We start from the raw sequence: 14,599 nt of genomic DNA on the forward strand, positions 1-14,599 counted from the left end.
ATGGACCCGCTTGCCGCCGCGATCGAGCCCCTGGTCCCCGGTCTGCGCCGTTATGCCCGGTCGTGGTTGCGCGATCAGGCGATGGCGGATGACCTGGTGCAGGATTGCCTTGAGCGCGCGGTCGGGCGCTGGCGGCAACGACGCGGGACGGAGGTTCGCCCCTGGGTCTATGCAATCCTGCATAATCTGTTGGTCGATCATAAGCGGCAGCATGTCCGGCGAGGTACGGCGGTTCCGCTCCACCTCGTGGACGACGCTGCTCTCGGCCTCCCGGCCGATCAGGACGCAGGCCTGCACCACCGAGACCTGTTGCGCGCACTTGATGCGTTGCCCGAGGAGCAGCGGACGGTGCTGCTCCTCATTTCCGTCGAAGGTCTGTCATATGGGGAAGTCGCTGCCGTCGTCGGTGTGCCGCTGGGAACGGTGATGTCGCGCATATCGCGGGGGCGCGACCGTCTGGCGACGCTCCTCCGGGAGGGTGAACGGCCACGATTAAGGAGTATTCGATGACCAGCCCGATCGGAGAGGACGATCTGGCCGCGTGGATCGATGGCAGGCTGTCGCCCGAGCGGCAGCGTCTGGTCGACGCTTACCTTGAAGGCCAGCCGGACGTGCATGCCCGTTTGCGGGAGCAGGCGGAGCAGGCGCGAGCCCTTGCATCGCTTTTCGCTCCAATCGCGGATGAACCTATCCCGGCGACGATGCGCGTCGCAGCCATCAGGGGACGGCAACGCCAACCGCGTTGGCAACTCGCCATCGCCGCGTCGCTTCTGCTGGCGGTCGGGTTTGGCGGGGGCTGGTCGAGTGCGCGTTGGAGCGGCGAACCCCGCGCGGGCATCGCGGCGCTGGCCAACGAGGCGAGTGACAATTTCCGTGTCTATGCCGCCGACCGGATACGACCGGCGGAAATCGGCCCCGACCAGCGCGCCATGCTGATCCGGTGGACCTCCGCCCGATTGGGTGAGCGCGTGACCATCCCGGACCTCAGCACAGCCGGTTACCGCTATGGCGGGGGGCGATTGGTCGCGACGCCCCACGGCCCTGCGGCTCTTCTCCTCTACGATGGACCGCAAGCGTCAAAGCTCGCGGTGCTGACGAGGCCTATGCAAATCGACAAGAGCGCAAGCATGACCAGCACGTCCAGCGGGACCATGGGCCGGGTCACATGGGCTGTCGACGGGATCGGCTATAGTGTAGTGGGCGAGCGACCCGCTGCCGAGCTGCATCCGATCGCCGATGAGGTCCGGCGCCAGGCCGATGCGGGGCTTGTCTCCTGATAGCGCCTGGCCGCTTCTTAGCGCCGACAGGCACTGGGCGGACCAGCGGGATCACGGCTTGCGCTCGGCATCCTTCCGGTCGGCCTCTGCCGGAGTCAGCCTGGCCCGCTCGCGAATGCGACGTTCGAGCGGAGCGCCCGCGAACAGTACGAGCATCGCAAGGCTCAACCCGCCGATGATGAGCGGCCACACCGCCAACCCTGCTGCCGCGCCGATCGTGGCCGTGACCCAGATGCACGCGGCGGTCGCCAATCCATGCACTTCCTGACCCTGGCCGACCCGCAGCACCGCGCCGGCACCGATGAAGCCGACGCCGGACAGAATGCCCTGCATCGCCCGTCCTGCGGCATCGGCGTTTACGTTCGGCAAGCCACTGTGCACGATCGCCTGCACGGCGATGCAGCTCGCCAGACCGACCAGACCCAGCGTTCGCAATCCCATGATCTGCCGGTTCTCGCGCGAGCGTTCCCAGCCGAGCACCATCCCAGCCGCGGTCGCCACCACCAGCCGCCCGATCGCATCGATCCAGAAGCCGAGGTCCGATGCCGCTGATGCTTCGATCATTCGACCAGCACGTGCACATGATGCCAGGCGGTGCACAGATAGCCGGCGAAGTTCCACACCGTATCCGGCCGCTCGGGCTGACCCTGTCCAGTCTCGTCGAAGGCGCGCACGACAAGGTGCTGGCGCCCCTTGGCGAGCGTGGCGTCGAGGGTCCAGCGCCGCCAACCCCAGTGCGCTTCCGGATCATCGGTGAACGTCGCCTGTTGCCAGTCGCGACCACCGTTTACCGACACTTCGACCCGAGAGACGCGGCGATCATAGGCGATGGCATAGCCCTCGATCCGCACCTCCCCGGCCGGCAGGCTTTCGCCAGAGCCGGGCACGCAGATCGCGGCGTTGAGCGGCATGGCATTGATGGTCAGACCCTGGCTCCAGTCGACGGTGTCGCTCGTCACATCGGCAGGAAAGAGCTTGTAGTCGTGCGCCTGGATCGGTGCGTCGGATGGCGTCTCGCGCACCTCGATCCGTGTCAGCCATTTGGCGCTCCGCACCCCGGCATAGCCCGGCACCACCATGCGGAGCGGTGCGCCGTGTTCGGGCGTCAGCGGCTCGCCGTTCATCGCCCAGGCAATAAGGACGTCGGGTTGCCGCGCCTTGTCCATGGCGATCGAGACCCCGAACAATGCTTCCTCGCCTTCGACGTCCACCTCGTCCGCGCCGGTGAACGCCACGAACAGGTCGGACGCATTCGGCGCACCGACGGCATCCAGTACGTCGGACAGTCGTACGCCGGTCCATTCCGCATTGCCGATCGCGCCCACGTCCCAGGGGTCGCCGGACGTTTTAGCGACCTGCTGGAGATCCGTGCGCCGGTTGCCGGCGCACTGGAGAACTGCCGTCACCGTCCGCGTGGCCAACGCGCTTTTCAGTTCCTCCACCGAGAAGGAGCGGCTCGCCATGCCCGTCCCGCTCACTGCGATCCGGTGATCGGCAGGCAGATCGGGCACTGCACCATGGCTGCGCACGTAGAACAGCGCCTGCGGCGTCAGGAACCGCTCGATCAGCGCGCCGGGCGTCGGCTCGGCGTTGTAGGGATCGGATTTGCGCTCGATCATATCAGTCATGGACGAACCAACGCCGCAAGCGCGCGGATCGCTTCAAGCCTTCAAGACTATCGCAGACGAAGGATTACCGATCGTTCCGATATCCAGATTGGAACAAACAGATCGAACGGTTGGTCGTATCGATCAGTTTGCGCGATACAAGCTGCATGACCCTGGAGCAGCTCAGAATCTTCGTCGGTGTCGCCGAGCGCGAACACGTCACCAAGGCAGCAGAGGTGCTGAACGTCACGCAGTCCGCTGCCTCCGGCGCGGTCGCGGCCCTCGAAGCGCGCTACGGGGTTCCTCTGTTTCACCGCGTCGGGCGTGGCATCCAGCTGACCGAAGCGGGCCGCGGCTTTCTGGAGGAAGCGCGCGCGGTGCTGGGGCGGGCAGCGCATGCCGAGACGATGCTGGCGGACTATGCCGGGCTTGCCCGTGGTTCGTTGCGGATCGTCGCCAGCCAGACGATCGCAAGCTACTGGTTGCCCGCAAGGCTTGCCGCCTTCCACGACCGCCACCCGCAGATCGCGGTCGAGCTGGCGATCGACAACACCGAAGGCGCGGCAGCGCAGGTCCTTAGCGGAGCGGCGGAACTCGGTTTCGTTGAAGGCGAAGTGGACGAACCAGCGCTGGCGCATTGGGAAGTCGGACGCGATCCGATGGTGCTGGTCGGACGCAGGGACGCCGAGCGTGTCGACGAGGACTGGCTTCGCGCTGCACGCTGGATCGTCCGCGAGCAGGGTTCGGGCACGCGCTCGACCTTCGAGGACGTGCTGCGAACGCGCGGGTTTGATCCGGCCCAGCTGACGGTAGCGATGACGCTGCCGTCCAACGAGGCGGTGCGTACCGCGGTCGAGGCCGGTGCCGGCGTCGCTGTGTTGTCGCGATTGGTCGTCGCACGCGCGCTCAAGGCCGGCGATCTGGTCGAGCTGGCGCTTGAGTTACCCGATCGCGCCTTCCACGCGCTGCGCCACAAGGAACGCTATCGCACCCGCGCGGCCGACGCGCTGACGGACCTCATCAAGGAGCAGGTCGCATGACTGCCGACGCACCTTCGGCCCTGACCGGCCTCAAGCCGCTAAGCAGGCTCGATCACCCGCGCGAGATGATCCGCCAGTTCACACCCAACTGGTTTGCCGCGACCATGGGCACCGGCATCCTCGCTCTCGCGCTGCCGCAGGTGCCCGGCATCGGCCCCGCGCTCAAACCGATTGGCGAGGTGTTGTGGTTCTTCAACATCGCGCTCTTCATCCTGTTCGCCGGTCTCTATGGCGCGCGCTGGGCGATGTTCGGGCATGAGGCACGGCGCATCTTCGGCCACAACACCGTGTCGATGTTCATCGGGACCATCCCGATGGGCCTGGCGACGATCATCAACGGATGTCTCGCCTTCGGGATCGCGCGATTCGGTAACGGCATCATGCCGGTCGCACACGTCCTGTGGTGGATCGACGTCGCCATGTCGCTCGCCTGCGGCGTGTTGATCCCCTACCTGATGTTTACCCGCCACGAGCACAGCCTGGACGGCATGACCGCGGTATGGCTGCTGCCGGTCGTCGCAGCGGAAGTGGCGGGTGCCAGCGGCGGGCTGCTCGCGCCGCATCTGACCGATCCCCACGCGCAGATCGTGACGCTCGCGACCTCGTATGTGCTGTGGGCCTATTCGGTGCCGGTCGCGTTTGGCATCCTCGCTATTCTGATCCTGCGCATGGCGCTCCACAAGCTCCCGCACGAGAGCATGGCGGCATCCTCCTGGCTCGCGCTGGGGCCGATCGGCACCGGGGCGCTGGGTATGCTGGTGCTTGGGGCGGATGCGCCGGCGATCCTCGCGGCGCACGGGCTGGTCGGTGTCGGTACCGTCGCGCAAGGGATCGGCGTCGTCGCCGGGCTCTGCCTGTGGGGTTTCGGCCTGTGGTGGCTGGCGCTCGCGACGCTCATCACCATCCGCTACTGGCGCGCCGGCGTCCCATTCAACCTTGGCTGGTGGGGCTATACCTTCCCGCTCGGCGTCTACACCGTCGCCACCTTCCGCCTCGGTACGACGCTGAACCTCGGCTTCTTCGGTATCGTCGGCACGGTGCTGACGATCGCGCTCGCGGCGATGTGGCTGCTGGTCGGTGCCAAGACGCTCGCCGGAGCATGGCGCGGCAACCTGTTCGTCTCGCCCTGCATCGCTACCCCGAACTGATCCACCCTGATGATCGGATCAGTCGGTCCGATCACTTGCAGAACGCCCCTTCGATCCGCCAGCGTGGCTGGCCACAGGAGAGCCTTGTCATGGACAATTTTGACGCCGCGCTGGCGAGTGAAACCAGCCGTCGCCGCTTTCTCAGGCGTACGGCGCTCGGCACCGCCGGCCTTGCCGCAGCACCTGCGCTGGCGCAGCAGCTCGTCGACCTGAAGCTGCCTGGCGGCAATGCCGAGCGGCCGATGACCAGCGCCTTTCCTGGCAAGGGCAGCATGATCCTCCAACGCATCCATCCTCCGCTGTTGGAGACGCCGATGGACGTGTTCGACAAGTCGGTGTTCACGCCCAACGACCAGTTCTTCGTCCGCTGGCACTGGGCCGACATCCCGACCTCGATCGACGTCGAGAGCTTTCGCCTCAAGGTCTTCGGCCACGTCAACAGACCGCTGTCGATCAGCCTTGCCCAACTGCTGCGCCTGCCGCGCGTCGAGATGGCAGCGGTCAATCAGTGCTCGGGCAACAGCCGTGGGTTGTTCCAGCCGCGTGTTGCCGGCGCGCAATGGGGCAACGGCGCGATGGGCAATGCCAAATGGCTCGGTGTGCGCCTGCGCGACGTGCTTGATCTCGCCGGGGTCAAAGCAGGCGCGGTACAGGTACGCTTCGGCGCTCTCGATCAGCCGGTCGTCGCTGGCGCCCCCGACTTCGAGAAGGCGCTTGGGCTCGACCATGCCCGCGACGGCGAGGTGATGATCGCCTTCGGCATGAACGGCGAGCAGCTGCCGCTCCTCAACGGCTTCCCTTGCCGGTTGATCGTGCCGGGCTGGTACTCGACCTATTGGGTCAAGATGCTGAACGCGATCGAGGTGCTGCCCGGCCCTGACGACCAATATTGGATGGCCAAGGCTTACAAGATCCCGGCGACGCCGGGCGCCAACGTGATGCCGGGACAGAAAGACTTCCCGACCGTCCCGATTAACCGCATGATCCCGCGTAGCTGGATGACCAGCCTGCCGGATGGCCAGGTGATCGCCTATGAAGCGTCCATCCCGGTTGGCGGGATCGCGATGGGCGGCGACTGCGGCGTCGCCAAGGTCGATGTCTCATCCGATGGTGGCCGCACCTGGTACAGGACGACGCTCGGATCGGATGAGGGCAAGTATAGCTTCCGGCGCTGGGATGGTCGCGTGCCGCTTAGGCGCGGTCCCAACCCCATCATGGTGCGCTGCTGGAACGCCAACGGTGTCGCTCAGCCGATGAAGCCGATCTGGAACCCCGGCGGGTTCATGCGCGGCAACATCGAAACCACCACCATCATTGCGGCCTGAGGAGCGAGTAGCATGAAGACCCCGTCTCCCGGCATCATGGCCGCTGGCCTGATCGGCCTGACCGGCATTATCCTCGTCTCGATCGGGGCGCCGAGCAGCCGCAAGGCGCCTGCCCCGATCTCCGAGACATCCGAGCCGGCACCGCCCACCAGCGTCTCAGCCCGCGGCTTTTCGCTCGCCTCGACCAGCGTCGACCTGCCGGTCGACGACGCGACCTATCCCGATGGTCTGCACGCCGACGTCGTCAACGCCAACTGCACTTCGTGCCACTCGGCCAGCATGGCGCTGACCCAGCCTGCGCTATCGGCGGATCAGTGGAAGGCGACCGTCACCAAGATGCGCGAGGTCTACAAGGCGCCGGTGGCCGAGAAGGATGTCGACGAAATTGTCGCCTATCTCACCGCCATGCCGCATCAGAAGGCGGCACCCGCAACCGGCAAGGCGCAAGACCCCGATCCCAAGGTGGCTCCCGATGTTTCAGGTGGCACCGGCTAACCGAGCCATAATCCCAAAATACCATTTCAATCGGGAAAGTCGTCATAACCGGTCGGTTGTGACGCTGTGGAACCTACCACGGCCTCTCAAGGGTTTGCGTGTGTCAGAACCGTGGTTCAGAATGCCCGCTTCGGAGATCGGCAACGTGCCTCGGCTACGACCGACTTTGGGTCGGGAGCCGACCGGCAGGACGTCGCTGGTGGCCGACCGACTGCTCGTGGGTGGCTAGCTGCCGTCCAGAGAACGGCCGGTTCAATGAGCGCGGTCCACAGGGTTTTCATTGCTCCACATGGCGCGCGCCTAACACTCAAGCGTGATCGAACGCTTGAAGGATCGGACACGGCCCGGCCGAGCCGCTTCCGCACTCTCTCGCGAGATGGCGAAGGGAGGCGCGCACCCGCTCAAGCTCCTGAATCTTGGTGTCCAGCGCCGCAATCCGCTCATTGGCAAGCTCGCGTAAGCGGGCGCGATCGTCGGTTGCGTCGAGCGCTAGCAGTTCGCCGATCTGCTCCAACGTGAATCCGGCTGCCTGCGCCGAGCGGATAAACCGGAGGCGGCGCACGTCATCGACACCGTAGCGCCGAATACCACCGCTCGCGCCGGAGCCTCCGGGTCGGTCCGGCGTATCGAGCAAACCTCGGCGCTGATAGTAGCGCACGGTCTCGACACCGACGTCCCCTTCACGCGCGAGACCCGCAATCGTCAGTGCCGCCATGCCTTGACTCCGTACTATAGTACGGACCCTATATAGGTTCCGCGAACAGGATGGAGAAGTGAGATGGCGACCGCGGCGCCCAAGAAAGCAACGATCTATCGCATGGTGATGCCGACGCACACCTGCCCCTATGGCGTGAAGGCCAAGGATCTGCTGCGCCGGCAAGGTTACGAGGTCGAGGATCATTGGCTGCGCACGCGCGAGGAGACCGACGCGTTCAAGGCGGAGCACGGCGTGAAGACCACACCGCAGACCTTCATCGGGGGCGAGCGGGTAGGGGGTTATGACGATCTGCGCCGCTTCTTCGGCAAGGCGGTGCGCGATCCCAAGGCGGTCACTTACCGGCCCGTAGTCGCGGTGTTCGCCATGACCGCGCTGATGGCGCTCGCGGCCAGCTACGCTGCCTTCGGCTCGCCGTTCACGGTCCGCGCTGGGGAATGGTTCATCGCCTTCTCGATGTGCGTGCTCGCCATGCTGAAGCTTCAGAACGTCGAGAGCTTCTCGAGCATGTTCCTCAACTACGATCTGCTCGCCAAGCGCTGGGTGCCCTATTCCTACGTCTATCCCTACGCAGAAGGTGTTGCGGGCGTGCTGATGGCCGCTGGTGTCCTCACTTGGCTTTCGGTGCCGATCGCGCTCGTCATCGGGACGATCGGTGCGGTATCCGTCATCAAGGCGGTCTATGTCGACAAACGCGAACTCAAGTGCGCCTGCGTGGGTGGGGACAGCAATGTGCCTCTGGGCTTCCTGTCGCTGACTGAGAACGTGATGATGGTCGCCATGGCGCTATGGATGGTGATCGCTCCGGCAGCGCTCTCGATGCCGCACTGAGCCGTTGACTTCAGGTCCAAAAGGCTGCCGGTAGCTGGCGTGAAATCCGGATCTCGCCCTCGTGTCAGCTTCGTTCGCACTGCCGTCCTGGCCGTGCTTGCGATGATGCTGCTCGTCCGGTTGGGGCCGATCTGCGAAACCAGTGCTCAAGCAGCTCCGATCGCCTCGGCAATGGCTGGGTGCGAGGAAAAAGGCTCTTCGGCACCGGACAAGAAGGCACCTCAGCCGGCCTGCGCGACGCCCTGCATCGCCGTCCCGGGGGAAGCCCTGGCGAGGGCAGAGCCGTTATTCTCATTCCCGATCGCCGCTTGGCCTTCGCCGACCCCTGTCATGAACGGGTGGCTGATACCGCCCGCCACTCCACCTCCACGAGCCGTGTAACCATCCAACAGGTTTCACACATTCAATCGACGGAGCTTTTAATGACCAAGTTCAAGCTGATCGGCGCAGCGCTGGCGCTCGCCCTTCCGACCGCAGCCTTCGCGGCCGGGTCCTGCTGCGCCGACATGGCGTGCTGCAAAGACGGTGCCGATTGCTGCAAGGACGGCAAGGGCGATTGCTGCAAGGACATGAAGAAGGGCGGCGATCATGCCGGTCACGACATGTCCGGAATGCCCAAAAAGTAAGCCAGGGGAGGGAGGCGTCTGCGCCTCCCTCCTTTTCAGTGGTGGGCGAACACCTTGCGTCCACCAGGTCCGAACGCAACGACGTCGTAGGGCTGGGTCTTCATGCCCGGCATCTCCATGCCCGGCGAGCCCATCGGCATCCCGGCAACCGCGAGCCCCGTCACACCCTTTGGGTGCGTTGCCAGAGCCCGCTTCATGTCGGCGATTGGCACATGACCCTCGAAAGTCATGCCGTCGATGATGGCCGTGTGGCATGAGGCCAAGTCCGCGGGCACGCCCCGGGCCTTCATGAACGCGGGCCGGTTCGCGTCGTCGACGACGCGGACCGCCCGACCGAACTGAGCCTTCACCTGCTGCGCCCACTTCTCGCAACATGGGCAGCCCGGATCGCGGTGCATCAGCACCGGCCCGACAGCCACGGCTGCGACCGGCATGGCGAACGCTGCAACAGCGGCGAGAAGGCGAATGCGGGTCATGTCTATTCCTAGATGGCCGCCCCACCGCAGGCAAACCCTGCGGTGGGGCGGGGGCCGATCACTGTGCAGCCTTGCCGTGCGCCCGCAGCCAGGCGTTCAGCTCGCCGACTTCCTTGTTCTGCTCGGCGATCGTCTTGGTGGCCATCATGCGGACCTTTGCGTCCTTGGTTTCGCGCAACACTATCTGCGACATGGCAATGCCACCGCGATGATGCTCGACCATTTTGCGGACCCAGGTCTCGGTCGCATCAGCGCCCATGGCCGACATCATCTTCTGATGCATCTGCATTTCAGAGGGCGGATAGGGGTTCGCCGGCGTCGGCTTCATCATCTGACCGTGGTTCATGCCCGAATGATCCATGCCCTGCATCTGGGCGATGGCCGGAGCGGCGCCGAGCGCGGCCGCGAGGGCCAAAACAGTCATCTTCTTCATCGTGTCTCTCCTGGGTAAACGCCCCCGCCCACAGGAGGGATACGGGCGCGCGTACCGTATCCCTCACGCCCATGATCGAATTCAGCGGATCGGCTGAAGGGTATTCACCCCGACGCTATCATCAGTTTCAGGTGGGGGAGGGGGAACCTGCTTGTCACGATAGGAAGGCAGGTCGGGCGCATTCGCAGGCGTAGGATTTGCCTCAAGCCTGGCAATGGCCCGCTTCATTTGCGTGATCTCACGAACCTGAGCATCGATGATTCCGTCCGCCAGCTTGCGCACCTCGGGGTCTTTGATGTGCGCGCGCTCGCTCGTCAGGATCGCGATCGAGTGGTGCGGGATCATGGCTTTCATCCAGCTCACGTCATCCACCGTCTCCTGGCTGCGGACGAGCCACAGCGCGAGCGCGAACACTACGATGCTACCGCCGATAATCGCGGCATTCGTCCGCTTGTTCTTGTACATCGACCACATGAAAAGGAGCATGATGATCGCCATCGTGGCGCCCATCACGAAGGCCATCCAGAACCGCGTCTGGCTGAACTCTATATGCCCGAGGGCATAGACGTTCACGTACATCAGCCCGAACATGACAACGGTCGAAGTCGCCACCATTGCCGCAAAACGACCGTAGCCCATGCCCATGTTCATCTTGCCTTGGTGCTCGTCCATCATGCGACTCCCTGTCTGGAAATACGCCCCCCGGCTTTGCGGCGCGGCCGTCTCGGCCAGCGCATGAAGAGAAGGATCGCACCCGACACTGCGAAGACGAGACCGCCTGCGGCGAAAGCGTTGAGCCACGGCGTGTTGAACCGCTCGTGCTCCGTCCAATCCATGATGTGGAGACCCCAGAAGAAGTCGTACAGCCGCCACGTTCCTGTTCGGACCGACGTGAGCCGTCCCGTCTCGGCCGCTACATAGATTCGGGTGGCGTCATCGTCGGCGAACGTTGCACTCCATGCCGGCAGCGCCCCGCGATACTCGGTACTGGCTCGTTCAATCCGCTCGATGGTGGGTGCGGGCACACCAGCCCCCCGATACGCCTTCTGAGCGATCGTCCCGGCCACCCTGGCATCCAATGGTGGGATCGGCGCAGCCGTGCGAGCGTCCAGCAGACGGATGCGACCATCCACAAGCTGTGCCTCAACGATCGCTCGCCCGAGCAGCATTCGGTGCTGAAGCTGGCGGACCGGCGCTCCGGCCGACGCCAGCAAGGCAGGCAACGATGCGAAGCCTTGGGTGCTCGACAGCGCCGGCTCGGCGTTCCGTTCGATCCGGTGATCGCCGTGCACGGTGTCAATGGGGAGCAGGCTCATCACAAGGCCGCTGGTGAACCAGACGATCGCCTGCGCGCCGATCAGGAGAGCAAGCCAGCGGTGGATCTTGCTCGCTCCAAGGTGGAGGCGGAGCCGCGGGCTCAGAACCAGGTCCTCACGCCGGCGACGAAGCTGAAGCCCCCTGTGTCGTCGCCCCGCGCCCGCGAGAAGCGGGCGGTGTCGCCGAACTGCCGTTCCCACGACACGCCGATATAGGGCGCGAACTCACGGCGGCCCTCGTAGCGAAGCCGCAAACCGGCCTCCAGGTCCGTCAGCCCGGAGCCGATCCCGGTCTCCCGCACGTCCTGGGCGGCGAAGTTGGCCTCTACCCTGGGCTGGAGAACGAAGTAGTTGGTGATGCGCTGGTCGTAATAGCCCTCGGCGCGGGCGAGCACGTCCCCCTTGTCGGAGAGGAACAGCGCGCCCTCGACCTCGAACTGGTAGGGGGCCAAGCCCTCGATCCCGATCGTCGCATAGGTGCGCGACGGGTTCGGCTTGAAGTCGTAGCGGACGCCGGCCTGGAGATTCCAATAGGGATCGAGGGCATGGCTGTAGAGCGCCTGCACCTCGGCGCTCTCCAGCGCCTTGCCGAAACCACCTTCGCCTTCTGACTTCAGCCAAAGGCGATTGATGTCGCCTCCGACCCAAGCCTCGCCATCCCAGCGGTAGCCGTCGCTTCCTTTGCGGGCCTGATACTCCGCAAGATTGAAGAGCACCTGATAGTAGGTCATCCCGCCATGCTCGCGCCGCAGGTCGTTCTCGCGGGAGCTGGCCATGGCATCCGCCCCCCAGAAACGATCGGCGAGATGATCGCCGGGCGGAGCGGGAGCGGGCTTGTTGCCGGGGGGGAGGTCGGTCCCGATCTTGGCGCCTGTCTGGCTACCATCCATCGCCATGCCGGGCATCGCGCTCATGTCGTGCCCGGCGTGCGGGTCCTGCCCGGCTGCTGCCGGGGAACCCATGCCGGGCATGGCGGACATGTCGTGCCCGGCGTGCGGATCTTGCGCGGGCGCGGGCTGCTGCTGAGCGCCCATGTCCATTCCCTGCATCCCGCTCATGTCGTGACCGGCGTGCGGATCGGCCACCCGAGCCGGCGCGGCCTGAGCGCGACGCGGGGCCCTCCGAACCTGGGCCTTCTGCTTGGCCGCGGGCTTGGCTGCCGCTTTCCGCGCGGGCTTGGGGGTCGCCTTGGCCGCGGGCTTCGCCGGCATGGTCATTCCCGGCATGTTGTGCATGGAATGATCCATGCTCTGCCCGAACACAGGGCCGGCGACGACTGCCGAGGCAAGGCCGGCGAGAAGGAGTGACCGGTTCACGCTGATGCCTCCCCGGCCTTGCGGACCTGGACGACGCGCATCATCCCTGCGTGCATGTGGTAGAGCATGTGGCAGTGGAACGCCCAATCGCCTTCCTCGCCTGTCACGTCCCAGCTCACCGTGCCGCCTGGCTGGACGAGCACGGTATGCTTCCGGGGCGCATAGGCACCTTTCCCCGTCACCAGGTCGAAGAAGTGACCGTGGATGTGAATGGGATGGCCCATCATCGTGTCGTTGATGAGGGTGACACGCACCCGTTCGCCGTGCAGCAGGGTGATCGGATCGGGGCTCTCCGACAGCTTCTCGCCATCGAAACCCCACATGTACCGCTCCATATTACCGGTAAGGTGGAGCTTGATCTCGCGCTCGGGTGCCCGCGTGTCGGGATTGCGATCGAGTGCCACCAGATCGCGATAGGTCAGCACGCGGTGCCCGACATTCTCGAGGCCCTGACCGGGCTCGCCCGTGCGATCGACTGGCATGGCCGAAATGGTCTGGACACCCGGACCCTTCTTCACACCCGGGGCCTTCGAGAAATCGCGCATGTTCATGCTGCCCATGTCCATTCCGGCCATCGGCTGCCCATCTGTCATGCCCGGCATCGCACCCGACCCATGATCCATCCCGGGCATGGCGCCGCTCTGACCCTGCGGCGCGGTCATCCCGGCCATGGCGCCGGCAGCAGCGCCGGCGGCACCATGGTTCATCTGGGAATGGTCCATGCCCTGCATCGAACCGGCACCTGCGCCATGGTCCATACCGCCATGGTCCATGCCCGCCATTGATCCAGCCTGTGCGCCCGTCGCAGCGCTTCCCATGCCCTGCATGGAGCCGTGATCCATCGTGCTCATGTCATGGCCGCCCATGCCCATGTCCTTCATGGTCGCGAGCGGCCGCTTGCGAAGTGGCGGGACTTCGGCAGCCATGCCCTCGCGGGGTGCGAGCGTCGCGCGCGCCATGCCGGAGCGATCGACGCTCTCGCCCACCAGCGTGTAGGCGCGCATGTCGGGCGGCGTGACGATCGCGTCATAGGTCTCGGCCGGGCCGAACTGGAACTCGTCGATCTGAACGGGGCGCACGTTCAACCCATCAGCCGCGACGATCGTCATCGGCAGGCCGGGGATGCGGACGTTGAAGGTCGTCATGGACGATGCGTTGATGAACCGAAGCCGCACCCGCTCGCCCGGCCGGAACAGCGCGGTCCAATTGTCCTTGGGACCATGGCCGTTGACCAGATAGGTGTAGGTCGAGGCGGTCACGTCGGCGACATCGGCGGGGTCCATCCGCATCTTGCCCCACATCAGCCGCTCTTTGAGCGGCTGATCCTTGCCCGCCAGCAGCCCGCTTAGGGTCTGGCGCTGGCGGTTGAAGTAGCCCGACTCCTTCTTGAGGCGGTCGAACAGGTAGTGCGGGTGCTGGAAGCTGTGATCGGACAGCACGATGACGTGCTCGCGATCGAACTGCACCGGGTCGGGGTCCTTGGGGTCGATCAGGATCGGCCCGTAGTGCCCCTCCTGCTCCTGGAGCCCCGAGTGGCTGTGATACCAGTAGGTGCCGCTCTGGATGATCGGGAACTCGTAGGTGAAGGTCGATCGTGCCGGGATGCCTGGAAAGGCAATGCCGGGCACGCCGTCCATCTGAAAGGGCACCAGCAGCCCGTGCCAATGAATAGAGGTTTCCTCATCCAGATCATTAACGACGTGGAGGCGCACGTTCTGCCCCTCGCGCAAGCGGATGAGCGGAGCAGGCACGGTGCCGTTGATGCCGATCGCGTGGCTCTGCCGCCCGTCGATCATCATCATCTGGTGAGCGATCTTTAGCGTAATGTCGTCGCCCGAAACTGTCGGCAACGGCTTGGCGATGCCCGCGGACACCGGCTGCGCCCACGCCGGCATATAGGCCGACAGAGCAAGGCCGCTTCCGGCTAGGGTGGCACCGCGCAGCACTTGGCGGCGGTCGAGAACGCGCGACATGAAAGCTCCTAGAAGGTGGGC

The 14,599-nt window shown here is 65.3% G+C and carries 17 protein-coding genes; 8 read left to right on the top strand and 9 right to left on the bottom strand.

The window, feature by feature from the left end; genetic code table 11:
- The gene (locus ASE72_RS18390) at window positions 1–510 is read left to right on the top strand and encodes an RNA polymerase sigma factor (protein WP_056025197.1); all 510 of its coding nucleotides are present in this window, start codon (window positions 1–3) and stop codon (window positions 508–510) included.
- Window positions 507–1,277: an anti-sigma factor family protein gene (locus ASE72_RS18395; RefSeq protein ID WP_056025200.1), complete on the top strand. Its 771-nt coding sequence runs from the start codon at window positions 507–509 to the stop codon at window positions 1,275–1,277. The genes ASE72_RS18390 and ASE72_RS18395 overlap by 4 nt, the downstream gene beginning before the upstream one ends.
- A gap of 51 nt (window positions 1,278–1,328) precedes the next feature.
- Here the strand turns inward: ASE72_RS18395 and ASE72_RS18400 are convergent, their stop codons facing one another.
- Both ASE72_RS18400 and ASE72_RS18405 read right to left on the bottom strand, forming a co-directional pair.
- Window positions 1,329–1,841: an MgtC/SapB family protein gene (locus tag ASE72_RS18400; RefSeq protein ID WP_052149081.1), complete on the bottom strand. Its 513-nt coding sequence runs from the start codon at window positions 1,839–1,841 to the stop codon at window positions 1,329–1,331.
- Window positions 1,838–2,905 (bottom strand): sulfite oxidase, encoded by a 1,068-nt coding sequence (locus tag ASE72_RS18405; protein ID WP_056025203.1) that lies wholly within the window; start codon window positions 2,903–2,905, stop codon window positions 1,838–1,840. Before ASE72_RS18405 ends, ASE72_RS18400 begins: the two co-directional genes overlap by 4 nt.
- 146 nt (window positions 2,906–3,051) lie before the next feature.
- Between ASE72_RS18405 and ASE72_RS18410 the strand changes: the two genes are divergently transcribed.
- From ASE72_RS18410 to ASE72_RS18425, 4 genes are all read left to right on the top strand, one after another.
- Complete coding sequence (locus ASE72_RS18410; protein ID WP_056025206.1) at window positions 3,052–3,924, top strand: LysR family transcriptional regulator; 873 nt, start codon at window positions 3,052–3,054, stop codon at window positions 3,922–3,924.
- Window positions 3,921–5,072, top strand: coding sequence for a TDT family transporter (locus ASE72_RS18415; RefSeq protein WP_056025209.1), 1,152 nt, complete (start codon window positions 3,921–3,923; stop codon window positions 5,070–5,072). The genes ASE72_RS18410 and ASE72_RS18415 overlap by 4 nt, the downstream gene beginning before the upstream one ends.
- Window positions 5,073–5,161: 89 nt before the next feature.
- On the top strand, window positions 5,162–6,397 hold the full coding sequence (locus tag ASE72_RS18420) for a molybdopterin-dependent oxidoreductase (protein ID WP_056025213.1): 1,236 nt from the start codon (window positions 5,162–5,164) through the stop codon (window positions 6,395–6,397).
- A 12-nt stretch (window positions 6,398–6,409) separates the two neighbouring features.
- Complete coding sequence (locus ASE72_RS18425) at window positions 6,410–6,892, top strand: c-type cytochrome (protein WP_056025216.1); 483 nt, start codon at window positions 6,410–6,412, stop codon at window positions 6,890–6,892.
- A gap of 307 nt (window positions 6,893–7,199) precedes the next feature.
- Here ASE72_RS18425 and ASE72_RS18430 read toward each other — a convergent pair whose 3' ends face one another.
- Window positions 7,200–7,607: a MerR family transcriptional regulator gene (locus ASE72_RS18430; RefSeq protein ID WP_056025219.1), complete on the bottom strand. Its 408-nt coding sequence runs from the start codon at window positions 7,605–7,607 to the stop codon at window positions 7,200–7,202.
- Window positions 7,608–7,670: 63 nt separating this feature from the next.
- On the opposite strand from ASE72_RS18430, the gene ASE72_RS18435 reads away from it, so the two are divergent.
- Both ASE72_RS18435 and ASE72_RS20960 read left to right on the top strand, forming a co-directional pair.
- On the top strand, window positions 7,671–8,438 hold the full coding sequence (locus ASE72_RS18435) for a MauE/DoxX family redox-associated membrane protein (RefSeq protein WP_056025222.1): 768 nt from the start codon (window positions 7,671–7,673) through the stop codon (window positions 8,436–8,438).
- 308 nt (window positions 8,439–8,746) lie between these two features.
- Window positions 8,747–9,064, top strand: coding sequence for a hypothetical protein (locus ASE72_RS20960; protein WP_235532454.1), 318 nt, complete (start codon window positions 8,747–8,749; stop codon window positions 9,062–9,064).
- 35 nt (window positions 9,065–9,099) lie between these two features.
- Here ASE72_RS20960 and ASE72_RS18445 read toward each other — a convergent pair whose 3' ends face one another.
- The 6 genes from ASE72_RS18445 to ASE72_RS18470 all read right to left on the bottom strand — a co-directional run bounded on the left by ASE72_RS18445 (window position 9,100) and on the right by ASE72_RS18470 (window position 14,578).
- Complete coding sequence (locus ASE72_RS18445) at window positions 9,100–9,540, bottom strand: DUF411 domain-containing protein (RefSeq protein ID WP_056025228.1); 441 nt, start codon at window positions 9,538–9,540, stop codon at window positions 9,100–9,102.
- A 58-nt stretch (window positions 9,541–9,598) separates the two neighbouring features.
- Entirely contained in the window at window positions 9,599–9,973 is a 375-nt protein-coding gene (locus tag ASE72_RS18450; protein ID WP_056025231.1) for a DUF305 domain-containing protein, read from the bottom strand.
- Between the two features lie 81 nt (window positions 9,974–10,054).
- Window positions 10,055–10,645, bottom strand: coding sequence for a DUF305 domain-containing protein (locus ASE72_RS18455; protein WP_199860401.1), 591 nt, complete (start codon window positions 10,643–10,645; stop codon window positions 10,055–10,057).
- A complete protein-coding gene (locus ASE72_RS18460; protein WP_056025355.1) occupies window positions 10,645–11,400 on the bottom strand; it encodes a PepSY domain-containing protein in 756 nt (251 codons plus the stop codon). Before ASE72_RS18460 ends, ASE72_RS18455 begins: the two co-directional genes overlap by 1 nt.
- Window positions 11,391–12,605: a copper resistance protein B gene (locus ASE72_RS18465; RefSeq protein WP_056025235.1), complete on the bottom strand. Its 1,215-nt coding sequence runs from the start codon at window positions 12,603–12,605 to the stop codon at window positions 11,391–11,393. Before ASE72_RS18465 ends, ASE72_RS18460 begins: the two co-directional genes overlap by 10 nt.
- A complete protein-coding gene (locus ASE72_RS18470) occupies window positions 12,602–14,578 on the bottom strand; it encodes a copper resistance system multicopper oxidase (protein ID WP_056025238.1) in 1,977 nt (658 codons plus the stop codon). The genes ASE72_RS18465 and ASE72_RS18470 overlap by 4 nt, the downstream gene beginning before the upstream one ends.
- Between the last annotated feature and the right edge of the window lie 21 nt (window positions 14,579–14,599).

The sequence above is a fragment of the Sphingomonas sp. Leaf20 genome (genome assembly GCF_001421535.1).
In the GTDB taxonomy this organism is placed as follows: domain Bacteria; phylum Pseudomonadota; class Alphaproteobacteria; order Sphingomonadales; family Sphingomonadaceae; genus Sphingomonas.